This window comes from Chitinophaga cymbidii (assembly GCF_007992715.1).
GTDB classification, from domain to species: Bacteria; Bacteroidota; Bacteroidia; order Chitinophagales; family Chitinophagaceae; genus Chitinophaga; species Chitinophaga cymbidii.
The window spans coordinates 141218-163053 of sequence record NZ_BKAU01000003.1 but is presented as its reverse complement, the minus strand read 5'-3'; the positions used below and the strand labels follow the sequence as shown (position 1 = coordinate 163053).

The window sequence follows — 21836 nt, the reverse complement described above, 5'->3', positions numbered from 1 at the left end:
ATTAATAGTTTGCCTGAACAGGAAAGATCTGGAAAAGATGATGCCGTAAATGAACGAGGTAATCTTCCGCAACAAAACGCAACGTTACGGGCGCATGCTGCCCGATCACACAGATATGTTCCAGCGCGGCGGAAGATATCAGCGGAAAAATAGCGGCGATATGCCCGTTCATCCGTTTCCACAAATATACCAGCGTTTGCCAGTCTTCCCGCTGGTACTGCCGCGCGTCCACCCAGAAATCCTGATCGTACGAAGGCAGCTCCGTGTAATCCGCCTGCTGGCCGCGGACAAAGCGCGCATAATTGTTGACCGCTGAATCAATGAGATGGCCGAGTATCTCCTTGTGGCTCCATTTCCCCGGCGCCGGCTTGAAAGCAGCTTCCTCGTCGGAAAAGAGCATCAGCTTTTCCGCCGCCTGCTCCACCGTTGCCTGCAATTCCCGGGCGAGAGGCAGCAGCGGCGGTGGTTGCAGATCGATCCCCATCTTGATATCACATCTTTCATATCCTCCTTTTTCCAGCTCCGATTCTTCAAAGCCCAGCTTGTGATACATGGTGATGGCGGGTGTCAGCGAACGGCTGGAATACAGCACCATCTTCGTAAAACCGGCTTCCGCCGCGCGCTGCTGAATAGCGGTGCCGAGCAGCCAGCCGAGCTTCCTGCCCTGGAAAGCCTCATCCACCGCCATTTTCGTCATTTCCACTGTTTCATCGTCCAGCCGCTTGTAAGCAACGGTGCCCGCCACCTGTGCGCCCACGGCCACGAAAATAATATCGCCGCCATGATCGATGATATGCTCCTGCGGATGTTCCAGCACATCTATGTCCACCTGCTCCAGTGAAAAATACTTGCGTATCCAGTGTTTGTTCAGCTGCTCGAAATGCGGCTGCAGGGACGGATGCCAGCTTAATACCCGGATGTCATTTGCTGCGTTCATAACTTTTATTCTTGTTAAATGCGTTGTTCACGAGATATACGCCGAAGAGCGTCACCATGCAGGACGCGCCCATCAGCCAGTTCAGGTTTTCGCTCAGGATCAGCCAGCCCAGTATCACGGCCACAATGGGATTGATGTATGCGTAAATAGCAACCAGCGAGGGCGGTAAATTGTTCAGTGCGAAAACATAAGCGGAGTAGCTCAGCAGGGAGCCGATGAAGATCAGGTACAGCAGGCTGCCCCACAGCTCGCCGGTAAAGTTCCCTACGCTCAGGTGCTGCCCCATCAGCCCGGCGATCACCAGCATTACCAGTCCGCTGAACAGCATCTGGAAACCCGCGCCGTACAGGTAGTTGATGCCGAGCGCCCATTTGGCCGTAAGCACGGAGCCCAGCGCCCAGAACACGCAGGCCAGCGTGATGAGCATCACCCCGAAGCGGTACTCCGGCTCCATAAGATGCGCGAGGTTATCGTAAAAGATACCGCCGATGCCGGCGAGGCCGATCAGCATGCCGATCACCAGCTGCACCGAAATGCGGGTCTTCTGTACGAGGAAAAAGCTGAAGATGGTGATCCAGATAGGCACCGTAGCCGCGATGATGGCGCCGAGGCCGCTGGGAATGTATTGCATGGCCCAGGTCATCAGGCCGTTGCTGCCGCAAAGCATGATCACCCCGATCACAAAGAGTTTGGATAAAACGGGCACCTGCGGCAGCTTGTAGCCTTTAATCAGGAAGAATGCGGTGAGGATCGCGCCGGCGGCGGTCTGCCGCAAACCGGCGAGCATCATGCCATGCATGTGCTGTACGCCGATGCGCGCCGCGAGATAAGTGGTTCCCCAGAATATGCTGACGATGATCAATGCCAGGTAGGCGTTCGTATGTTGCTTTTTCATGATTGCGTATGTAATGAAAGAATAAAAAAACGTGGCGACAGGTAGAGACCCATCGCCGCATATATTAATATCAACCTCTAAATCAATTGTTACCGATGATGGCGGACAGGTCGGAGACGGCTGCGGCGGCGGATTCCAGTTCATGCATGACCTTGTCGATGTCATGGTCCGTAGTGCGCCAGTTGACGAGTGCAGCCCTGATGGCGGGCGTTCCCTTGTACTCCGTGGGTGTAACGTATACGATGCCCCGCTTGACAAGCTGCTGCAGGAACAGGTTCACATGTTCCGCCAGCATCCGCGGGGGATGGTTCAGCGTAAAGCACACAACACACATCCGTACCGGGGCCAGCAACTGAAAGCGCCCGCTTCTGGCAAGCCGTTCTCCCAGTTGCCGGGCCAGGCGGATGTTGGATTCGACCATATCCCTGTAACCTTCGGCTCCGTATGCCTGCAAGGAGAACCACGCCGGCAGCGAGCGCAACCGTCGCGAGTTCTCGGGAGCGTAGTTAATGTAATTAAAATTGGCGGCGGGGTCGCCAAGGTAAGCGGCGCCCTCGTTGCGGAACACGGCCTGCTGCAGCTGCGGATGCCGGGTGAAGATCATCGCGGCATCGTACGGCACGTTCAGCCACTTGTGCGCGTCTATGGTAATGCTGTCCGCCGCTTCCCAGCCGTTGAGCAGGTGCCTGTAGCGGGGACTGACAGCGGCAAAGCCACCGAAGGCCGCATCTACATGCAACCAGAACGGATGTTCCTTTTTCAGTGCGGCCAGTGCCGCGATATCGTCAAAATCGACCGTGTTCACGGTGCCGGCACTGGCGATATATATGAAAGGCTGACCGGGATGTTCGTTGATCCATGCCTTCAGCGCGTTGATGTCTACCGCTTCGCGATCCGGCAGCGTTGCCAGCTTCGTCAGCGCATTACGCCCGAGGCCGAGCATGGACAATGCTTTGGAAATACTGGAATGCGGTGTGGCGGACAATATGTTGATCTCCTTCAATGCTCCAACCCCTTCCGCCGCTACGTCCACACCCTGCTGTACGCCCAGCCATTGCCGGGCGGTAGCGAGGCCGGTGAAATTGGACATGGTGGCGCCGCTTACAAAACAGCCGAGAAAATCTTCCGGCAGCGAAAACAACTGCCGCAGCAAAGCAATGGTGTCCGATTCAATGTGAAAAGACACCGCCGATCTGTCCGCCGGGTTCATGTCTATGGTGCTGGTCAGCCAGTCACCCGCCAGCGCGGCAGGCGTAACGCCGCCGGTCACGAAACCGAAGTAGCGCGGGCCGGCATTGGCCACCAGGTGATCACCAAAGCGGTTATCAAAAAGCTCCAGCGCAGCCGCAGCCCCTACACCCTTTTCCGGTAAAGCCGGAGCGGGAAATGCGGGCATGGGCTTGCTCACTTTCTCTTCATGAAGGCGGCTCAGAAAATCACCGGCATATGCGGCGGTCTGCTGCAGCAGCTCCGGAAATTGCAAGAGGTCGTGGCGGAAAGAAGCGTTCATAACCTGTGATTGAGTCTGTAATTTGACAGCTCAAAATTCCACCATTTTCCAATAAAAAAACAGATGCAGTTTTGTAAATTTTGACCAGATCAGATGGGTTGATCAAAAAGAATGATCCATGACGAACATCATTCGTCATCAGAACAGGCGGCCGCCCTTTTCATGGTCCAGCAGCCATTGCTTGCGCCACAATCCGCCGGCATAGCCGGTAAGCACGCCGTTGGCGCCGATCACGCGGTGGCAGGGCACCACGATCGCCAGCTGGTTTCGTCCGTTTGTAGTGCCTACCGCGCGGATACTTTTAACATTGCCGATGCGTTTCGCCAGCGCGAGATAAGTGATGGTTTCTCCGTAGGGAATAGTGGTGAGGTAATGCCAGACGGTTTGCTGAAACGTTGTGCCGGGCTGTTGTATGGGGAGATCGAACACCTGTCTTTTCTTTTCGAAATATTCCTGCAATTGCAGGGCGCAGGCGTGCAGCAGCGGCGGCGCGTCCGGCGTGGGTTCCGCTTTCTTTTCATCGGTGAAGGATACGGCGGAAATGTATTCCGCAGTGCCGTGTATCGCCAATAAACCAACGGGGGATGCTGTATAGATGAGTTGTTCGTTCGCTTCCATTTACGCCGGCCTTACGTGTATCAGCTGAAAGATCGTGAACAGATGATGCGCTTCATGCAGCACGAACATTTCCAGCCATTGCACAATCGTGAAACGGCCGTATACGCCATGCACGCCCGTGCGCTGCAGGTCTTCCTCAGAGATGCCGTCCACCAAAGCGAGCAGCGCATTCCGGTCGTCCACATACCGGTCCAGCAACGCTTCCTTCGTCATACCTTTAAAGTTTGCAAAAATGGCGTCCTGCTGCCAGACGTAGGGTTCGAACGCAGGCGCGTTCTCCTGCAGCATTCTTTCGATGCGTTTCTTATAGACATCATGAAAAGCGGCGAGGTGCGCGGCGTTCTCGAAGGCGGTCCATTTGCCGGGGCGCACTTCGGTTTGCAGCTGTTGCTGTGATACGGGCTCAATGATCTCCCCGAGGGCAAGATGCTGTACCCGCAAACGTTTATCGAGCGAAAAAGGCAGGATGATCTGTTCCATAATTGAAATTATAAAATAAATACCAAACAGATTGCATTTCCGTAAATTTGGCCATATCAGTATAAATCTTTTATGGAACACTTATATATGCAGGTGGCGGAACGCATCCAGGCGATGATCGAAAAGGAAGTGATGAAAACGGGGGATAAACTGCCTTCCGTCCGCTCCCTGAGCAAAGAGCACGGCATCAGCATGAGCACGGTCTTCCAGGCGTACTATCACCTGGAAAGCAAGGGCTTCATTGAGCCGCGGCCGAAATCCGGTTACTACGTGCGCTTTTCGCCGCGCCGCCTGCCGGAGATGCCAAAGCCCTGCCGTCCGGTGAAAAAGGCGTCTGAAGTGAACGTGAGCGATATGATCACCGAAGTGTTCAACCACCTCTCCCCTGACGATGTGCTGCGCTTCAACGTGGCGGTGCCGCCGGAAGTACTGCTGCCTGCAGCGAAGCTCAGCAAGTCCCTCATCCAGGCCATGCGCTCCCTGCCGGCAGGCGGCGTGAACTATGAAAGCCTGCAGGGCAACCACCTGCTGCGGCGGCAGATCGCGCGGATGAACATGCACTGGGGCGTGACCACTTTCACCGAAGATGACATCGTGACCACCACCGGCTGTATGGACGCGCTGACGCTATGCCTCTCCGCCACCACCCAGCCCGGTGATGTGATAGCGCTGGAAAGCCCCGCCTACAGCGGCACCTTCCAACTGGCGGAAAGCCTGGGGCTGAAAGTGCTGGAAGTGCCCACCAATCCCGTTACAGGAGTTGACCTGGAGTATCTCGACAAAGCCATCCCCAAGTTCAAAATAAAAGCCTGCGTGTTCGTCACCAACTTTTCCAATCCGCTCGGCGCCTGTATGCCGGACAAGCATAAACGGGAACTGGTGAAGCTGGTGAATAAATATGATATCCCGCTGATCGAGGATGATATTTACGCTGATCTGTATTTCGGCAAAACGCGCCCTTCCAGCTGCAAGCAATACGACCGCCACGGCAATGTGCTGCTGTGCAATTCCTTTTCCAAATCCCTCGCCCCCGGGTACCGCGTGGGCTGGACGATGCCCGGCAAGTACAAGGACAAAGTGCTGCGCCTCAAGCTCAACCATACCGTATCCAGCGCCACGCTGCCGCAAGCCGCCATCGCGCATTTCCTGGAAAACGGCCGTTACGAGCACCACCTCCGCAACCTCCGCAAGATGCTGCATACCCAATGCCTGCGCTATCAGCAGGCGATCGCGGACTACTTCCCCGAAGATACCTGCGTGACCCGCCCGCAGGGCGGATACGTGCTGTGGCTGGAATTGAATAAGTCCATCAACACCTTTGAGCTATATGATCTCGCCATGAAAAAGAAAGTAAGCTTTGCGCCGGGCAGGATATTTTCTTTGCAGGACCGGTATACCAACTGCCTGCGGATCAGCCACAGCAACCCGTGGAGCAAACAGGTGGATGACGGATTGAAGACCATCGGCAAGCTGGCGCATCAATTGTTGTAGCGGCAAACGTGCGGACGGACATCTTCAAAACTGCTGTGCCCGGCGCAACGCTTGTAAAAAAAGAGGCCAGGGCAGCAAAGCCCCGGCCGACTGTTACCCTACAACTGTTTACTAAACGGTTTTACGGTAGTTCCAGATGGCAACACCATTGATCACCGCCGCAAACACGAACATGATGCCGAAGTAATAACGGATGTCTTCCCAGCCGCTTCCCTTCAGCATGACCATCCTTATCACCTTGATGAAATACGCTGCGGGGTTAAACAAAGTGATCTGCTGCGCCCATTCCGGCATGCTTTCCACCGGCGTGAACAGGCCGCCCATCAATATAAAAATGATCAGGAAGAACCATGAAATGAACATGGACTGCTGCTGTGTGTCCGTAAACGTGGAGATCAGCAGGCCGAGGCCCAGTATCGCCAGCAAATACACCGCGGCATACAGGAACACCCATCCGATATTGCCCACCACCGGCAGCCCGAACACCAGCTTGCCCACCAGCAGTCCGAAGGCCAGCTCGAACAGGGCGATGATCCAGAACGGCAGGAGCTTGCCGGTGATGAAATGGAACTTGCGTATAGGCGTTACGTTTAACTGCTCTATGGTACCCATTTCTTTCTCTTTTACGATGTTCATGCCGGAGAGGAAACCGCCTATCAGCGTCACCAGCACGCCGAGGATGCCGGGCACCATGAAATACTTGTAGTTCATATCCGGGTTGTACCAGTACCGGAAGTCCACCGCAATGCGGGCGGGGCCGTTGTCTTCGTCGAGCGCCAGCCAGTCCAGCCGTATCTGCCGGTTGAAGCTGCCGATGATGCTGCTGGCGTAACCCGCTGCCAGTCCCGCTTTACTGCCGTTGATGGCGTTCACCATCATTTGCAGGCTGGCTTCATCTTCCCGCACGAGGTCGCGCTCGAAATGCGGCGGAATGGTCAGCACCAGGTCCGCACGGTCCATTGCCAGATCGTTGTACGCTTCTTTGGGATCGTAGGTCTGGCGGTAGAGGGAAAAGTAGTCCGAGGCCAGCAGTTTGTCCCGCAGCTGGCGGCTCCAGGTGGAGCCGTCCTGGTCGATGATATCCACCGTCAGGTTTTTGATCTCGTAATTAGCGGCGAAAGAGAGCACCAGCAACTGCACCACGGGCACCACGAAGATGATGGGCAGCATGGAGCGGTTGCGGAAGATCTGCAGGAACTCTTTCTGTAATATGAAGAAGATGGTACGCATCAGCTTAGTCTTGATTTAAAGTTGCGGATACTCAGTGCGAGGAAAAAGAGCGTCATGCCGCTGAGGATCAGCGTGGGCAGCCATACCTGCTGCAGGCCGCCGCCTTTGAGCATGATGCTTTTCAGGATGATGATGAACCATTTTGCCGGGAAAATATTCGAGATCACCTGCAGGGCCACGGGCATGCTTTCCAGCGGAAATACGAAACCGGATAACAGGATGGTGGGCAGCAGCAGGCCCATCATGGAGATCATCATGGCGGTTTGCTGCGAATTGGTGATGGTGGATATGAGAATGCCGAGCGACAGGGCCGTTAATCCGAACAATATGCATTCCAGCAGCAGCAATACCAGGCTGCCTTTGACGGGCATGGCGAATACGCCCGCCCCCATCGCGAGGATCAGCAGGGAAATGATGAAGGACAGGCCGATGTAGGGCACTACTTTCCCGGCGATGATGAGCAGCGGCCGCAACGGCGATACCAGCAATATTTCCATCGTGCCCAGCTCCTTCTCCCGCGTGATGGTGATGGAGGTCATCATGGCGGACACGAGCATCAGGATGAGCGTCATCACGCCCGGTACAAAGAGGAAGACGCCTTTGAGCGAGGGATTGTATTCCATCCGCACCGCGGTCTGTATCGTTAACGGCAGCTCCATTTTTCCGCCCATTTCTTCCTGGTACTGCATCACAATGGCGTTGGCGTAATTGGTCAATGTGGTGGCGGTATTGGGATCGGAGGAATCGGTGATGAGCTGCAGCGGCGCTTTCTTTGCGTGATGGAAGTTGTGCCCGAACTTTTCAGGGATCACTACCACCAGCTTGATATCGCCTTCCCGGAAAGCGGGTTCTACTTCCGCGCGGGAAGACAGGTAGCGGTTCACTTCAAAGTAACCTGAAGCGGTGAGCCGGCTCACCAGGCGGCTGCTGAAGGCATCCCTGGCATTGTCCAGCACCGCGATCTGCGCTTTGTGTATCTCGTTGGTGATGGCGAAACCGAACAGCACGATCAGCACTACGGGCATGCCGAACAGGATCAGCAGCGTACGTTTGTCGCGGAAGATGTGATAAAATTCTTTTCGTACAAAAACCAGGAACTGGCGCATAATTTATGATTTGGCTCTTGCTAATTGCAGGAATACGTCATTCATGGAATCAGCGTTGAATTGTTCTTTCAATTTGCGCGGCGTGTCCAGCGCTTTGATCTTCCCGTCTACCATGATGGAAATGCGGTTGCAGTACTCGGCTTCATCCATGTAGTGCGTGGTCACAAAAATGGTGACGCCGCGGTCCGCCGCTTCATAGATGAGGTCCCAGAACTGCCGCCGGGTGATGGGATCTACCCCGCCGGTAGGCTCATCCAGGAATACGATGGACGGATCGTGGATCACGGCGATGGAGAAGGACAATTTCTGCTTCCAGCCGAGGGGCAGGGAGCTGACCAGCTGGCCGCCTTCTTTTTCCATCTGCAGCTTGCGCAGCAGTTCGGCTGTTTTCTCTTTGATCTGCTGGTTGCTGAGGCCGTAAATACCGGCGTAGAAGCGGATGTTCTCTTTCACGGTGAGATCTTCGTAGAGCGAGAACTTCTGGCTCATATAACCGATGCGTTTCTTCACCTGCTCGGTTTGTTTATAAATATCATAACCGGCGATGGTGGCCTCGCCGCTGGTAGGCGTGAGCAACCCGCAGAGCATGCGCATGGCGGTAGTCTTTCCCGCGCCGTTGGCGCCGAGGAAACCGAAGATCTCGCCCTGCTCCACTTCAAAGGTGATGGCGTCGGTGGCGGTAAAATGACCGAAACGTTTGGTCAGCGCTTTGGTGACGATCGCATATTGCTTACTCATGTCGTTTCATTTTGTTCCAGCATCAGCTGCATAAAGGAATCTTCTATGCCGGGCTGCGCGGGACGGATGACCAGGTCTTCATGCTGCAATGGCCGCAGGTACTTCTGCAGCGCGCTTTCGTCCGTATCCAGCGTTACGTGCAGGAATTCACCGAAAGCGAAACAGCTGTGCGTGCCTTCAAATGCGCGGATGTCTTTCAGCAGATGATACATATTCTTTGCGCGAACGGCCCATACCTGCCGGCCGAAACCGGCTACGATGGCGGCGGGCGTGTTGATCTGCATGATCTCGCCTTTCTGGATCAGCGCTACTTTATCGCAGAGCATGGCTTCATCCATGTAGGGCGTGGATACGAGGATGGGAATGCCTTTCGATTTGAGGCGCTTCAGCATTTCCCAGAACTCCTGCCGCGATACGGGGTCTACGCCGGTGGTGGGCTCATCGAGGAAAAGAACGCGGGGCTTGTGCACGAGTGCGCAGCACAGCGCCAGCTTCTGCTTCATGCCGCCGGAGAGCTTGCCCGCCGGCCTGTCTTTGAACGGCGCGATCTGCTCGTAGATATCGCGGATCAGCTCATAGTTTTCTTCTACCGATGTGGAAAAGATGGTAGCGAAGAAGTTGAGGTTTTCCGCGATGGTGAGGTCCTGGTACAGCGAGAAACGCCCCGGCATGTAGCCTACATGGCGGCGGACGGAACGGTAATCTTTCACCACGTCCGATCCGTTCACATAAGCGTTGCCTTTGTCCGCCAGCAATAAAGTGGCGAGGATGCGGAACAGCGTTGATTTGCCGGCGCCATCGGGACCGATCAGCCCGAACAGTTCGCCTTCTTCCACCGTGAACGAAATATCATGCAGCGCTTTTACGCTGCCGAAGCTTTTATGAATGTGTTGTACTACGATAGGTTGCATACCGTTAGTTTTTAGATAACCTGATCTCTCCGGGCATGCCGATCTTCAGGCTGCCGTCGTTCTGTACTTTTACCTTCAATGCGTATACGAGCTGTACCCGTTCGTCTTTCGTCTGGATGGTCTTGGGCGTGAACTCCGCTTCAGACGCAACCCAGCTTACGGTGCCGTTCCAGCTTTTCATGGCGCCGTCCGGCAGGTCTGTCTGCACGGTAACGGCCTGCCCTACCTTGAACTGCCCCAGCTGGTCCCCGGCGATGTAGGCGCGGAGGTACATGGTGCGGAGGTCTGCAATTTTGTACAGCGGCTTGCCGAAGTTCACCACTTCGCCATTCTCTACGTACTTCGTGAGCACCGTGCCTTGTACGGGATTCACGATGCGGGACTGCGCGAGCTGCTCCTGCACCTGTTCCACCTGGTACTGCAGCGGCTGCGTTTCGCTGGTCAGGCCGCTGACCTGCGTGTTGAGGGACGATGCGGTGGAGGCGTACTGCTTTTCCAGTACGGCTATCTGCGCGTTGATATCGTCCAGCTGCTTGGTGGTGGCGGCATTGGCCTTGAGCAGGTTTTCCACTCTTTTTTTCTCCCGCTGCTGCGTGGCGATCTGCTGGCGGATCACTTCCAGCTGCGGCGAAACGTCCGGCCGCTTGCTGAGCACGGCTTTGATATTGGCGCCCAGCTGCGCTTTCTTCAGGTTCAGCTGCGTGGAATCGATGCCGCCTACAACAGCATGGGCGGGCAGTACCGCGCCTTCTTCCACATCGAACTGCAGGATCCTGCCGGTGGCTTCGGCGGACACGATGATCTCCGTGGATTCAAAATTGCCATAGGCATCGGCCGCATCGTCATTGGAATTGCAGGCGGCGAAGAGAACGGTAAAAAGTATAGCCGTGAGGGTTGTATAGTTCATATTAATATCCTTTAATAACCTGGTAATATAATGTTGCGTACACCAACTGGATCTCGTGCGTGCGCTGCGCGATCACCGCCTGCGTTTCGGCATTGAGGTCCGTGAGGTAATCATGCACCGTGAGCACGCCGTTGTCCAGCTGCGCGGCGGACACGTTCTTTACTTTCGTGCGCAGCTCCACGATCTCCCTGTCCCTTTCAATGGCGCCGGTGAGGTTGGCGATCTCGGAAGACTGCTGCTGCAGCTGCACGCGGGTATTCAGCGCAAAGGCGTCGGATTGCGTTTGTATGTTCTCTTCCTGCTCGCGGATGATGGCGCGTTCGGTGCGGTCCTTCCGCCAGTTCCAGAGCGTCCAGTTCAGGCGGAGGCCGGCGAGGTAATAAAAATCGAATTTGTTTTCCAACATGTTGAGGCCGGGCCTGCCGTAGCCGCCTTGTGCAAATGCGCTGACCTTCGGCATGGCGCGGGTGCCGGTGAGTTTCGATTGCTGCTGCAATACGTCCGTCTGTAGTCTGAACAAACGTAACTCCGGACGGTTCAGCGCTTCGCTTTTCTCCTGTGCGGCGGCGGGCAGCTGAAGGCGGGTGTTTTCGGGAACGTCTTTACCGGTGAGCAGCGACAATACTTTGTATGCGGCCGTCCGCCCGGTCTTCGCTTCAAAATGCTGCTGTTCCGTTTTCAGTAATTCCGCCTGCAGCTGGTCTACCTGGCTGGCGAGCACCGTGCCGTTTTCCACGCCTGCCTGCAGGCGCTCTTTGCGTTGTTTCATTTCCGCCATCATCTGCTCCCTCGCGGCGATGTGCTCGTTCCAGAGCAGCGCGTTGAAATAGACCTGCAATACCTGCTGCCGCAGTTTATACAATTCCACTTCGGTCTTCTGGTTCTCGGCCTGCTGCTGCGCCAGCTGCAAGTCGCGCTGGCTGGCCGTTGCCCCGCCGTCGTAGATCAGTTGCTTCACATCGATGGTAGCCTTGTACTGGTCTTTCGACAGCTCGGGGATGTCCATGTTCGGTAGCTTGATGGGAATGGAAGTCACGGCGGACTGGTAAGTGGCCTGTCCGTTCAACTCCACCTGCGGCAGGTAGTTCGTCTTTATATTGCGGAGCTGCAGGCGCGTAATATTGTCCTGCACTTCCTGCTGCCGCAGCAGCGGATAGTTTTGCCGCGCTTGCTGCTGCGCGGAGTCCAGGCTCAGGACCGGTTCCTGCGCGGAAAGCTGTAAGGACAGCATCAGCAAAAGCAGCGGAGGTAAGCATCTCATAATTAACTCGTTTATTTAACTATTTGGTTAATTGCATGGCAAAAAAAATCAGGGCTTCAATGAGGTCAGCACAAAATCGGTAATGAACTTTTTCCTGTCTTCCATCGTTTTGGCAAAAGCCTTGTCATTCACCTGGAAGATGGCCTGCAGCAAGGGTCTTCCAACGAAGGGGAACACGCACATGGAGATGAGGCTGACCATCAGTTGCCAGGGATCGACCTTGCGCATTGTGCCGTTTTCCATTTCCACCGCCAACTCTTTCAGGAACATCCGCATGTTCGGCAACAGCGCCGTATTGGAAAATTTCTGCAGGATGCGTTCGGGATTCTGACTGATCTCGTGCACAACAAACAAAGGAAGGTACGGCGCCTTGTTCAGGGAGGTGATGTAGTGTTCTACCGCCGCCACTATCTTTTCCCGCGCCGGCATGTCCTTCTCGAAAATATCGTTCACCCCTGCCAGCAGCTGCGAAACGGCTTCATCAAAAACGATCTCGAACAATTTGTCCTTGCTGCGGTAATAGTAATGCAGCATCGCCTTGTTAATACCAGCCTCGTCCGCAATATCCTGCATGCGCGCTCCTGCTAAACCTTTCTGCACAAATATCTTCCTGGCGGCAGCTATGATCTGTTGTTCTGTGGTATTGTTCGTTTGCATCAACTGATTTATTTAACCAATTGGTTAAACTCTAGACAAAGGTAGGGAATCGAAACAATCTTCCAAATTTTTGCGCGGATTTTTTTTAGATGGAGAGGGATGACTGTACGGCGGCTACCCTGTCTTCAAAGCTGCCGATGCCGGTATGATCCACCTTTATCTGTTCCAGGAGCGTCATCAGTTCCGGGTTATGTTCGGCGCGTTTGCCGGTTTTCAGATCGATGTGCACGAACCTTGACCAGAGGAAGGATTTTATTTTCTTTTTTGCTTCGTCCGTCATCCACATTTCCACGAGGATGTGGCTGTTGGAAAATTCCGGCACGCGGGAAAAGATGTGCACTTTTTCCGCTACGAAAGCGGGTTTCAGATATACGATCTGGTGCTGCGAAACCACCCAGCCAAGACCTTTTGCCGCGTATTCCTTCAGGTGCAGTCCGTAGGAAGCGGCCAGATGATCTTCGCGGGCGTTCATGAAATAATTGATGTAAGCGGCGTTGTTCAAATGCCCGAAAGGATCGCAATCATTGAAGCGGACCTGGTAGGATGCTTCCGGTTCCGTGATGATCATATTGCATGATTTTGAAAGGTGAATGTAACAAAAAAGCCGGGATCAGTGCGAAACTGCCCGGCATTGCTATGTCAATTTGTTTTAAACGCATCAGGGTTACAATGGGATCATGAAAATATGCAGTCTTACTAATTAACAACCCACGATTGTATCTTTTACTCGTCTTTTGGTCTACCGTCCGCCCCTCCCCGGCCTGCAGCAATGCCCAAATTGCTGCGGGCCGGATCGGTGGCTGACGGTTGGATGTATGTTGAGTTTATATAGATTTATTTAAGAATATCGATATATTTACCCAAAAAAAAGTCAACTCAATTGCAGGAAGAACATGGACAGCTGCTTCATCATCTCTTTATTGATCGTCAGCTGGATGTTGCGGCCTTCTTTTGTGCTGATGAGCACGCCGCTATCCACGAGGATCTTGATGTGATGGGAAACCGTCGGTTGCGAAAGGCTGGTCAGATCCTTGATCTCTCCGCAGCAGACACAGTTGTTACAGGCGATATTCATGAGAATCGCCATCCTGTGCTTGTCTGCGAGTGCATTCGCTGCTTTTTCAACCATCGCTATCGCTGCGTTCATGATGCAAATATAGGGACTTTTTTGAAATATCGAAATCTATCGATTTATTTTTTTTGTTTTTTGGAGAGAACCTTGAAAACCGGTATTTCAGCTTTGATCAGCAGTCAGAAAATCTATCAGATTCACATGAATGATTCCTTCCCTGCTTATGCCAGTCGAAATATCATTTAAGGTTACTATATATTTCGGATAATTGTCTTCGATCTTCAGGAGATTGCCAAATTCACGTTGTGCCGCCGTTCCATCGTTATCAAGTGTAAGACAAACCTGTACGTACAATTTGGTTGCGTTTTTAATTCCTATGAAATCAATCTCTTTATCTTCCATTTTTCCAACAAAAACGCTGAAATCCTGCTGTATCAAATGGAGATAGACTGCATTTTCCAACAGCTTATGAATATCTGCGCGCTGGTTAAACCCAACGATTGCATTGCGCAGTCCAACATCCTCAAAGTAATATTTCTCTCCAATCTCAAATATCTTCAGACCATTTATTTCCGCACGCGCTACTTTGTGTATAAAATAGGAATTGCTAAGCGATCTCAAATAGTTAATAGTCAGTTGGGGCGACATGTCAACACGTTGCGATTTCAGATATTTGCTTATGTTATTTGCCGAGAACAGGCTACCGGTATTATTCGCCAGATATACTACCAGATTCTCCAGAAAAGAAACATTCCGGATATTTTCACGAGCTACAACATCTTTTAACAGGATTGTGGAATATACATTACGCAGGTATTCAAAGGGAAGATCTTCCTGTAACCCGATATTTGGCAAAAAAGGCATGCCACCATAGCGTAGATACTTCAACACGGAATCAAGCGTATTATCCAATTGATGAAAAGTTATAAACTCCCTATAACCCAAACTATGTATATGAAAGGCGACATACCTGCCGGCGAGATGAGTAGCCAGCTCACCGGAGAGCATATTTGCATTACTACCTGTACAGTAGATATCACAAACATTCTTAGCCAGTAAACTGCGTAAGGTCCGTTCGAAGGCAGCCACCTCCTGGACTTCGTCTATAAAAAAGTAGTTATTCTTATCTGAAGGAAACTTGTCTTTCAAATAAGCACTCAGGTCCGCGTGTGTTTTGATGGGAACAAACTCATCCAGTTCCATATTGATATACACAATGTTTGCTGCTGGATCAGTGCTGCGGATATGGTCCATTAACTGAAGCAAAACATAGCTTTTCCCGACACGACGCTGTCCGGTTAATACCTTAATGATTTGTTTGTTGATAAAAGGAATTATCCTTCCTGTGTAAACAGGTCTTTCTATTAATTTCATGTATAAATGAAATTTTATACAAAAATAGGGAAAGTTTCATTTATAGAGAAAACTTTTACAGCAAGGGTGAGAAAAGCCGCACCACGGCCTCCCCTAGCCGCTTCCACCGCCCCCGCTCCACCCATGTTTCCAGCGTGAGCTCGGTGCAATGCAGCAGGTCCTGCAAAAAGGTTTCGGTGAGTTTCCAGTTCATTTCCTTGCTGTACACGAACGCATTCACTTCGAAATTGAAATCAAAGCTGCGGATGTCCATGTTGGCGGTGCCTATCACGGAAAGGTTCTCGTCCACCACCATCGTTTTCGCATGTACGAACCCTTTGTTGTAGCGGAAGATGCGTACGCCGCAGGTGAGCAGGTCTTCAAAGAAGGATTCGGATGCTTTGTTCACCACTTTGCTGTCGCTTTCGGAAGGCACGAGCAGGCGAACGTCGCGGCCGGAGAGCGCGGCCTGCTGCAATGCGTTCAGGATGGAATCGTTGGGGATGAAATAAGGCGTGGTGATGAATACGGAGCGTTCGGCCTGGTTGATGGCGGCGAGGTAGGACAGCATGATGGAAGAGCGTTCGGAATCCGGTCCGCTCGCGGCGATCTGCACGAGGTCGTCGCCGGTATCGGGGATATCGGGGAAATATTCCTGCGTGATGGGCATGTCCATTTCCGCGCAGAAATTCCAGTCGCCCATAAAAAGGAACTGCAGCGTGTGCACGCCGGCGCCTTTGATGCAAAGATGCGTGTCGCGCCAGAAGGGCCATTTGGGGTGGGCATCGCGGTACCGGGGATCATTGATATAGCGGTCTGCCACATTGATACCGCCGATGAAACCGGTATGTCCGTCCACCACCACGATCTTGCGGTGGTTCCGGTAATTGAGCCGGTTAGCGAGTAGCCGTACCCGGTAGAAAGGGAACACCTGGATGCCGGCGGCGCGCATCTGTTTCAGGAAGCGGCGGTTGATGTCGCCGCTGCCGAAATCATCGTATATGAAACGTACTTCCACGCCGGCCCGTGCTCTTTCTTTCAGCACTTCCATGACCTCGCGGCCGATGATATCTTCTTCGAAGATGTAGTATTCGAGGTGGATGTGATGTTTTGCGGCGCGGAGGGTTTCCAGCAGCAGGGGGAATTTTTCTTCGCCGTTGATGAGGAGGATGGCCTCGTTGTCTGCCGTAATGGGAGAAAGTGAATCACGGAACAAAAGGCGGGCGATGCCTGTTTTGTTGCTCACCAGGTCTGAATGCTCCACGAGCGTCTGCCGGTTTTCCTGCTGCAGGTAGGCTTTCAGGCGTTCGGACAACCGCACGTTGCTGAGCCATTTGCGGCTGTAAATGCGGTTCACTCTCCTGTTCATGCCTACGATGAGGTACACCAGCACCCCGATGCCGGGGATGAAGAACAGCAGCATGAGGTATGCCAGCGTTTTGCCGGTGGTCTTTGTTTCCAGCAGGGCTTTGATGGCCACCAGCGTAGTGAGGCCGTACAGGATGATGATGCCGATGGATTGCCAGTGATCCAGGAGGAATTGCCACATATCGAGTTGATAAACGTATACAATAATACGTTATTCAGCGATAGCAAAAGGTGTTCGGCGGGCACGGGTGCAAGGAAGTAAAGCGGGCGGGCGCGGAACGGGGCGTGGGGCGGTAATAAGGCGGGCGGTGTTCCGGACGTGAGGGCACAAAAAAGGCCGTACTATGCTGCGTGCATTCTTCTACGTTATAGTGCAGCATAATACGGCCAAAGTCATGAGCGGAGCGGAACTATCTTCCGCCGCCGCGGGCGCCGCCACCGCCGCCACGGTTACCACCGCGCTGGCGCATGGCCTGCATTTGCTCCTCATACTTTTTGTACTGCTCAGCATTGAGGATGCCCTTTACTTTTTCATTTCTTTCTGTGTTAAGCTTTTCAAAAGCCGCGCGGTCCGGGCGGTTGCCGGATGCCTGCGCATCTTCGCGCATTTTCTGCATGGCTTTAAAGGAATCGGTGAATACCGTATCCAGTTTCACCTGCTGCTCTTTGGTGAGTTGCAGCTCGCTGGTGAGCCTTTCAATGGTAGCTTTCACACGCTCTTCCACGGAACGGCGCTGACCGCCGCCCTGCTGTGCAAAGGCACTGATGTTCAAGGCCAGCGCAAAGGCCAGCAAAAGCATGATCTTTTGTTTCATGATGGATCGTTTAGAGGGTTGTTTGACGGGAGTTTTTAGTGATGTTGTGTATTCAAGCTGTCTTTCTCTTTCTTTACGGTTTTCTTCCAGGGGCCGCTCATCCGGCGGATGACCTGCTGCACCATGGAATCGAAGGCCGGCTGCTGCGCGGGGGTGCAGATATTGCGCACCTGCTGGAAGTGCCGGAAGGTCTGCATGTCTATCTGTTTCTGCTTGGCCGCAATGGAGTCCGCCGCCGAGGCGATCGTGAGGGAATCCGCTGCTATTGAACTGCTGAGCAGGCCGTAAAACCTGTCTTTCGCAGCGCGGATCTCCCCGAAATAAGGCTTCATTTTAACCCAATGCTGCTCTTTCAGGGCTTTATACTGTGTCATCTGCCCGTCTGTAAAACCTACCTGTTTTTTCAGCAGCTCCGTTACGCCGGGCCCGCGGTCATCGCGCCCCGATCTTCCCGGATCGCCGGAAGCGGGTTTCATCCAGACGAAGAATACCACCAGCAGGATGTTCGTTAACAGCAGGATCAGCACCAGCACAGTCAGCACCTTATTCCTGGCGAATGCTTCCTTCATTATGGTTCTGTTTTTTCGTATTCATAATAAGTAACGATGCCGAGCTGGTACTCGTCCGCAAAGGCTTGCTGCAGCATGGCCTGCTCAGACCGTTCCTGCGAGGGCCTCAGCTGTGTAAGCGCCAGGCCGGCGTTCAGCATGAGCACCAGCGCTATGCCCGTAATGGCCACGGAAGGCCGGGTGATGATGCTGATGAAGCGTTCCCACGCATCCGTTGCGCCGGATTGCCGCATGCGGGCCTGCAACCGGGTGAAAAAGAATTCTCCCGGCTCCGCCCTTTGCGCCCCGTCGAGGCTGTTGAGGGTGCTTTCTACCTCATATTCAATATCCCGTCTCTTTTCCATAATCGCTGTATTTAAATTAGACGATAAAACACTTGAAAACTTGCGGATTTTTTAATCTTCCTGCCGATAATAATCTTCGAGCTGCTGCCGCAGGTTCTGCCTGGCCCTGTGCAGGAGCCCTTCCACGGCGGATACGCTGGAATCCATAGCGGATGCGATCTCTTTACTGTTCAGCCCTTCCAGCTTGTGCAGCACAAAAGCGGCCTTCTGGCTGTCCGGCAAACGGGCAATGGCCCTGAATAACAGGTTGGCCCGCTCTTTATTCGCCAGCGCAACGCCGGGATGATGGAAATCCGGCGGATCGATGATCAGTTCATTCTGCTGGCCGAACAGGCTGTACACCTTCCCCCACCGCTTTTTGCGGCCTTTCTTCCGCAGATGGTCCAGGCACTTGGTGACCGTAATGCGGTACAGCCAGGTAGATATCTGTGATTCCCCTTTGAATGTTCCGATGGATTCATAGGCTTGCATGAACACTTCCTGCGACACGTCTTCCGCATCCTCCGCATTCTGCAGGATACCGAGAGCGGTGTTGTATACCATGCCCTGCCACTGGCCTACCAGTTGCCTGAAGGCCGTCTCGCTCCCCTGCTTCAAATGTGCTATGATATCCGTCAATGTTCAGTATATGATGTTAAAACGGTCTGCCCATCATTCCACCCGGACGACCGCCACCACCGGGCGGTCCCCAGCGCCGTTCGTTGTTTTCCTCCGAGCGGGCCGGCGCCTTCCCGAAATTCCTGAGCTTGTAAGTAAATGTAAGCATAAAATACTGTGTGAGCACCTGGCTCCTCACGTCCGTCGTGATCTTGCCGTTCTGTATACGGCTGATGCTCCGGTTCTGCTTCAGCAGGTCGAAGCCGGACAAACGCAGCTCGCCCCGCTGGTTCTTCAGGAACTTCTTGCCCACGCTGGCATTCCAGAGTACATAACTCTGGTTATTGCCTTCGCTCAAACCGGTATACAGCTGGTTGTTCAGGTCCTGCTGCATGATCCATCCGTTCTTGCTCAACAGGTTAAAGCTCACGCCGGCCGTGTGGGAGAAATATTTCGTGGTGGTCTGCTCGGCGGTAGGGTCTTTCACCGTATTGAAATTCGCGGAGTAGTTCACCGTGAAATCAACATACTCGCTGATATTGCTGGATATTACCGCGCCAAGATTGTAATTGTAATTGCCGGTGAGGCTGGATACATTGTCGATCATATTCGGCGTTTGCGTGAAGCCTACGCCGGCATTCAGGTTGAAGTTCGATTTGATGAACTTCACCGGTACGCCGTAGGTGAAGAAGGAACGAACGCTCCAGTACCCGTCCAGGTTCACCGGTTTGGATATCTGCCCGCCCTGCAGCAGCGTGAACGTAGGCGTGAGCACGGTATCTGATTTTGCGAAATAGATCGCGTTGGTCACATAATCCTGCGTGCTGCTGAAGAATACGTTGGCAAAGAAATTATGCCCGCTCTGCGTATTGGTGTAGTTGTACCGGGCGGCCAGCGTGTGGCCGAAGGACTGGTCCAGTTCCGGGTTCCCCATCGATACATTGATGGAGTTGCCCACGTTCAGCACGTCCTGCAATTGCTGGATGGAAGGATTGTTGGTGTTGGTGCGGTAGAACAAGCGGATGCGGCCGTACTCGCCCGCTTTCATCATTAGCATGGCATTCGGCAGAATGTTGCTGAATGACTTGCGCACTTTCGCCTCCACGGGAAAGATCGCGTCGCTGGCCAGCGTGGAATGCTGGTAGGATACGCCGAAGGACAGCATTTTGTCCCGGTTGCCCAGGCGGTAGCTGACGCCGGTGTTCTGCGCGGTGTAAGTATTATTGAAAAGGCTGCTCTGGCTGGTGTCCATCAATGCGAACTTGTCCAGGTCCGTATCAAAATCATACGTTTTGCGGTCTGAATTGCTTTTTGAAACGGAGGGCCTGTATTCGAACTGCAACTGTCCCTGCTTGCCGATCGGTTCGGTGTAGGCAATGTTCGCGCTGAGGTTGTAGCCGTCGGAGAAAGGCAATACCTGCTGGTTAACGGTGTCTGTCAGGTTACCGTTCTTGATATCGGTTACATAGTTCTGATTGTGCGTTTCCCCTTCGCGGTCATTGGCGCCAAAGCCGATGCCGAGGGACAAGGTGCGTCCTCTCTTTGCAAAAGCGTGGCGGTACGTGAGGTTACCGTTGAGGTTATAACCGGAGTTCTTCGCGCTGCGAATGTTTTCCGAGCTGGAAATGGGGTTGAGATTGAAACCTTCCGGTGAAATGGTGGTAAAGCTGTTGGAAGATGAACGGTTATTCTGGAAACTGATGCTGGGTGTAAAGATGATCGAATTGGAAGAATCGATCTTGTACTCCATCCGCATATTCAGACGGTGATTGTAGTTGTTGCCGGAAGACCGTTGTTCTTCGGTGCTGTACTGGCTGGTGCCGTCGTCGCGCACCGTTTGCGTATTGGTGAATTCTTCGTTGCTGTTATTGCTGTTGTTGAAAAAGTAGCTGCCGGTTACGCTGATCTTCTTGCCCCATTCATCGCTGTAGTTCACACCGAATGAATTGGTCTTGTTGATCCCGTCCTGCTGGCCTACCATGAAGTTGCCGCCACCGCCGCCAAAACCGCCGCCACCACGGCCACCACCGCCTCTGCCACCGCGGCCGCCGCGGCTGGAGCCTGCGTTCATGACGCCGAGCAGATCCTGCTGCGAGAAGTTCTGCTGGTTGATGTTGTTGGTGAGGCCGATGAGGGAAATACGGCGGTCGCCGCTGAAGAGATTCACGCTGCCGCCGGCGCTGTAGCGCCCGTCCGTGCCATATCCCGCAAACACCTTCCCGAACTGGCCGGAGCGCATTTCGGCGCGGGTGACCACGTTGATCGTTTTCTGGGAATTGCCGTCGTCGAAGCCGGTGAACTGCGCCTGGTCGCTCTGGCGGTCGAACACTTCGATCTTCGAGATCATTTCGGCGGGCAGGTTGCGGAGCGCCAGCGTAGCATCTTCCCCGAAAAATTCCTTTCCATCGAGCAACACCCTTTTCACATCTTCACCATGCGCCTTCACGGTGCCGTTTTCCACCACAATACCGGGCATCTTCTTCACGAGGTCTTCCCCGCTGGCGTCCGGGTTGGTCTTATACGCATCTGCGTTGTATTGCAGGGTATCTCCCTTTTGCTGCGCCGCGGGCACCTGGCCTTTGATCACTACTTCCTTCAGGTCGCGGGAAGATTTGGGCATGTAAATGGTACCCAGGTCCTGCGTTTCGGCCTGCAGCATGATAGCGCGGGTCAGTTCGCCATAGCCGATATAGCTGATGGTGATGATGTAGGGGGCCGCTTTCAGCTCCGGTATCTGGAAAGCACCGTCTTTGTCCGTCAATGCCTGTTTTCTGAATTGCGCATCGTCAGGGGAAGTGAGGCGGATGGTAGCGTTCCGCAATGCGGCGCTGTCCGTTTTGTCCCGCAGGATGCCTTTCAGGGTCATGGTCTGCGCGTGGGTAAGCTGGGCGCAGGTCAGCAATAAAATAGTAAAGATCAGTGCATGCCGCATATTTCGTCGATTATACTGTTTGAATTGGACGATATATCCGGGTAA

The 21836-nt window shown here is 53.6% G+C and carries 22 protein-coding genes; 1 reads left to right on the top strand and 21 read right to left on the bottom strand.

The window, feature by feature from the left end:
• Nucleotide 1: 1 nt before the first annotated feature.
• The 5 genes from CCY01nite_RS26645 to CCY01nite_RS16230 all read right to left on the bottom strand — a co-directional run bounded on the left by CCY01nite_RS26645 (nt 2) and on the right by CCY01nite_RS16230 (nt 4440).
• On the bottom strand, nt 2-937 hold the full coding sequence (locus tag CCY01nite_RS26645; protein ID WP_186831091.1) for a GNAT family N-acetyltransferase: 936 nt from the start codon (nt 935-937) through the stop codon (nt 2-4).
• Nucleotides 921-1832, bottom strand: coding sequence for an EamA family transporter (locus CCY01nite_RS16245; RefSeq protein WP_186831090.1), 912 nt, complete (start codon nt 1830-1832; stop codon nt 921-923). The genes CCY01nite_RS26645 and CCY01nite_RS16245 overlap by 17 nt, the downstream gene beginning before the upstream one ends.
• A gap of 82 nt (nt 1833-1914) precedes the next feature.
• Nucleotides 1915-3342: a pyridoxal phosphate-dependent decarboxylase family protein gene (locus CCY01nite_RS16240; RefSeq protein WP_146863992.1), complete on the bottom strand. Its 1428-nt coding sequence runs from the start codon at nt 3340-3342 to the stop codon at nt 1915-1917.
• 138 nt (nt 3343-3480) lie between these two features.
• A complete protein-coding gene (locus CCY01nite_RS16235) occupies nt 3481-3960 on the bottom strand; it encodes a methylated-DNA--[protein]-cysteine S-methyltransferase (protein ID WP_146863989.1) in 480 nt (159 codons plus the stop codon).
• Nucleotides 3961-4440: a DinB family protein gene (locus tag CCY01nite_RS16230; RefSeq protein ID WP_146863986.1), complete on the bottom strand. Its 480-nt coding sequence runs from the start codon at nt 4438-4440 to the stop codon at nt 3961-3963.
• 72 nt (nt 4441-4512) lie between these two features.
• Here CCY01nite_RS16230 and CCY01nite_RS16225 point away from each other — a divergent pair, with 72 nt between their 5' ends.
• Nucleotides 4513-5931: an aminotransferase-like domain-containing protein gene (locus tag CCY01nite_RS16225; protein WP_146863983.1), complete on the top strand. Its 1419-nt coding sequence runs from the start codon at nt 4513-4515 to the stop codon at nt 5929-5931.
• Between the two features lie 111 nt (nt 5932-6042).
• Here CCY01nite_RS16225 and CCY01nite_RS16220 read toward each other — a convergent pair whose 3' ends face one another.
• The 16 genes from CCY01nite_RS16220 to CCY01nite_RS16145 form a co-directional block, all read right to left on the bottom strand.
• Entirely contained in the window at nt 6043-7161 is a 1119-nt protein-coding gene (locus CCY01nite_RS16220) for an ABC transporter permease (protein ID WP_146863980.1), read from the bottom strand.
• Entirely contained in the window at nt 7161-8267 is a 1107-nt protein-coding gene (locus CCY01nite_RS16215) for an ABC transporter permease (RefSeq protein WP_146863977.1), read from the bottom strand. Before CCY01nite_RS16215 ends, CCY01nite_RS16220 begins: the two co-directional genes overlap by 1 nt.
• A gap of 3 nt (nt 8268-8270) precedes the next feature.
• A complete protein-coding gene (locus CCY01nite_RS16210; protein ID WP_146863974.1) occupies nt 8271-9005 on the bottom strand; it encodes an ABC transporter ATP-binding protein in 735 nt (244 codons plus the stop codon).
• The gene (locus CCY01nite_RS16205; protein ID WP_146863971.1) at nt 9002-9916 is read right to left on the bottom strand and encodes an ABC transporter ATP-binding protein; all 915 of its coding nucleotides are present in this window, start codon (nt 9914-9916) and stop codon (nt 9002-9004) included. Before CCY01nite_RS16205 ends, CCY01nite_RS16210 begins: the two co-directional genes overlap by 4 nt.
• A 4-nt stretch (nt 9917-9920) precedes the next feature.
• The gene (locus tag CCY01nite_RS16200; protein WP_146863968.1) at nt 9921-10823 is read right to left on the bottom strand and encodes an HlyD family secretion protein; all 903 of its coding nucleotides are present in this window, start codon (nt 10821-10823) and stop codon (nt 9921-9923) included.
• A gap of 1 nt (nt 10824) precedes the next feature.
• Complete coding sequence (locus CCY01nite_RS16195) at nt 10825-12084, bottom strand: TolC family protein (RefSeq protein ID WP_146863965.1); 1260 nt, start codon at nt 12082-12084, stop codon at nt 10825-10827.
• A gap of 48 nt (nt 12085-12132) precedes the next feature.
• A complete protein-coding gene (locus CCY01nite_RS16190; protein WP_146863962.1) occupies nt 12133-12741 on the bottom strand; it encodes a TetR/AcrR family transcriptional regulator in 609 nt (202 codons plus the stop codon).
• Between the two features lie 85 nt (nt 12742-12826).
• Complete coding sequence (locus tag CCY01nite_RS16185; protein ID WP_146863959.1) at nt 12827-13309, bottom strand: acyl-CoA thioesterase; 483 nt, start codon at nt 13307-13309, stop codon at nt 12827-12829.
• Between the two features lie 303 nt (nt 13310-13612).
• On the bottom strand, nt 13613-13888 hold the full coding sequence (locus CCY01nite_RS16180; protein WP_146863956.1) for an ArsR/SmtB family transcription factor: 276 nt from the start codon (nt 13886-13888) through the stop codon (nt 13613-13615).
• An 87-nt stretch (nt 13889-13975) separates the two neighbouring features.
• Nucleotides 13976-15187: an ATP-binding protein gene (locus CCY01nite_RS16175; protein ID WP_146863953.1), complete on the bottom strand. Its 1212-nt coding sequence runs from the start codon at nt 15185-15187 to the stop codon at nt 13976-13978.
• Nucleotides 15188-15242: 55 nt separating this feature from the next.
• On the bottom strand, nt 15243-16715 hold the full coding sequence (gene cls / locus CCY01nite_RS16170; protein ID WP_146863950.1) for a cardiolipin synthase: 1473 nt from the start codon (nt 16713-16715) through the stop codon (nt 15243-15245).
• Nucleotides 16716-16944: 229 nt separating this feature from the next.
• Nucleotides 16945-17349, bottom strand: a complete 405-nt coding sequence (locus CCY01nite_RS16165; protein WP_146863948.1) for a DUF4890 domain-containing protein — start codon at nt 17347-17349, stop codon at nt 16945-16947.
• Between the two features lie 35 nt (nt 17350-17384).
• A complete protein-coding gene (locus CCY01nite_RS16160; protein ID WP_146863945.1) occupies nt 17385-17918 on the bottom strand; it encodes a periplasmic heavy metal sensor in 534 nt (177 codons plus the stop codon).
• Nucleotides 17918-18262, bottom strand: a complete 345-nt coding sequence (locus tag CCY01nite_RS16155) for a hypothetical protein (protein WP_146863942.1) — start codon at nt 18260-18262, stop codon at nt 17918-17920. The genes CCY01nite_RS16160 and CCY01nite_RS16155 overlap by 1 nt, the downstream gene beginning before the upstream one ends.
• Nucleotides 18263-18313: 51 nt before the next feature.
• Nucleotides 18314-18880 (bottom strand): RNA polymerase sigma factor, encoded by a 567-nt coding sequence (locus CCY01nite_RS16150; RefSeq protein WP_146863939.1) that lies wholly within the window; start codon nt 18878-18880, stop codon nt 18314-18316.
• Nucleotides 18881-18896: 16 nt separating this feature from the next.
• The gene (locus tag CCY01nite_RS16145) at nt 18897-21791 is read right to left on the bottom strand and encodes a TonB-dependent receptor (protein ID WP_246129957.1); all 2895 of its coding nucleotides are present in this window, start codon (nt 21789-21791) and stop codon (nt 18897-18899) included.
• Between the last annotated feature and the right edge of the window lie 45 nt (nt 21792-21836).

Bases quoted from the DNA above. Each gene is read 5' to 3' on its own strand.
- CCY01nite_RS16235 (WP_146863989.1), bottom strand. From the start codon at position 3,960: ATGGAAGCGAACGAACAACTCATCTATACAGCATCCCCCGTTGGTTTA.
- CCY01nite_RS16160 (WP_146863945.1), bottom strand. From the start codon at position 17,918: ATGAAGGAAGCATTCGCCAGGAATAAGGTGCTGACTGTGCTGGTGCTG.
- cls (WP_146863950.1), bottom strand. From the start codon at position 16,715: ATGTGGCAATTCCTCCTGGATCACTGGCAATCCATCGGCATCATCATC.
- CCY01nite_RS16155 (WP_146863942.1), bottom strand. From the start codon at position 18,262: ATGGAAAAGAGACGGGATATTGAATATGAGGTAGAAAGCACCCTCAAC.
- CCY01nite_RS16220 (WP_146863980.1), bottom strand. From the start codon at position 7,161: ATGCGTACCATCTTCTTCATATTACAGAAAGAGTTCCTGCAGATCTTC.
- CCY01nite_RS26645 (WP_186831091.1), bottom strand. From the start codon at position 937: ATGAACGCAGCAAATGACATCCGGGTATTAAGCTGGCATCCGTCCCTG.
- CCY01nite_RS16190 (WP_146863962.1), bottom strand. From the start codon at position 12,741: ATGCAAACGAACAATACCACAGAACAACAGATCATAGCTGCCGCCAGG.
- CCY01nite_RS16230 (WP_146863986.1), bottom strand. From the start codon at position 4,440: ATGGAACAGATCATCCTGCCTTTTTCGCTCGATAAACGTTTGCGGGTA.
- CCY01nite_RS16185 (WP_146863959.1), bottom strand. From the start codon at position 13,309: ATGATCATCACGGAACCGGAAGCATCCTACCAGGTCCGCTTCAATGAT.
- CCY01nite_RS16245 (WP_186831090.1), bottom strand. From the start codon at position 1,832: ATGAAAAAGCAACATACGAACGCCTACCTGGCATTGATCATCGTCAGC.
- CCY01nite_RS16205 (WP_146863971.1), bottom strand. From the start codon at position 9,916: ATGCAACCTATCGTAGTACAACACATTCATAAAAGCTTCGGCAGCGTA.
- CCY01nite_RS16215 (WP_146863977.1), bottom strand. From the start codon at position 8,267: ATGCGCCAGTTCCTGGTTTTTGTACGAAAAGAATTTTATCACATCTTC.
- CCY01nite_RS16175 (WP_146863953.1), bottom strand. From the start codon at position 15,187: ATGAAATTAATAGAAAGACCTGTTTACACAGGAAGGATAATTCCTTTT.
- CCY01nite_RS16200 (WP_146863968.1), bottom strand. From the start codon at position 10,823: ATGAACTATACAACCCTCACGGCTATACTTTTTACCGTTCTCTTCGCC.
- CCY01nite_RS16240 (WP_146863992.1), bottom strand. From the start codon at position 3,342: ATGAACGCTTCTTTCCGCCACGACCTCTTGCAATTTCCGGAGCTGCTG.
- CCY01nite_RS16145 (WP_246129957.1), bottom strand. From the start codon at position 21,791: ATGCGGCATGCACTGATCTTTACTATTTTATTGCTGACCTGCGCCCAG.
- CCY01nite_RS16165 (WP_146863948.1), bottom strand. From the start codon at position 17,349: ATGAAACAAAAGATCATGCTTTTGCTGGCCTTTGCGCTGGCCTTGAAC.
- CCY01nite_RS16225 (WP_146863983.1), top strand. From the start codon at position 4,513: ATGGAACACTTATATATGCAGGTGGCGGAACGCATCCAGGCGATGATC.
- CCY01nite_RS16210 (WP_146863974.1), bottom strand. From the start codon at position 9,005: ATGAGTAAGCAATATGCGATCGTCACCAAAGCGCTGACCAAACGTTTC.
- CCY01nite_RS16195 (WP_146863965.1), bottom strand. From the start codon at position 12,084: ATGAGATGCTTACCTCCGCTGCTTTTGCTGATGCTGTCCTTACAGCTT.
- CCY01nite_RS16180 (WP_146863956.1), bottom strand. From the start codon at position 13,888: ATGAACGCAGCGATAGCGATGGTTGAAAAAGCAGCGAATGCACTCGCA.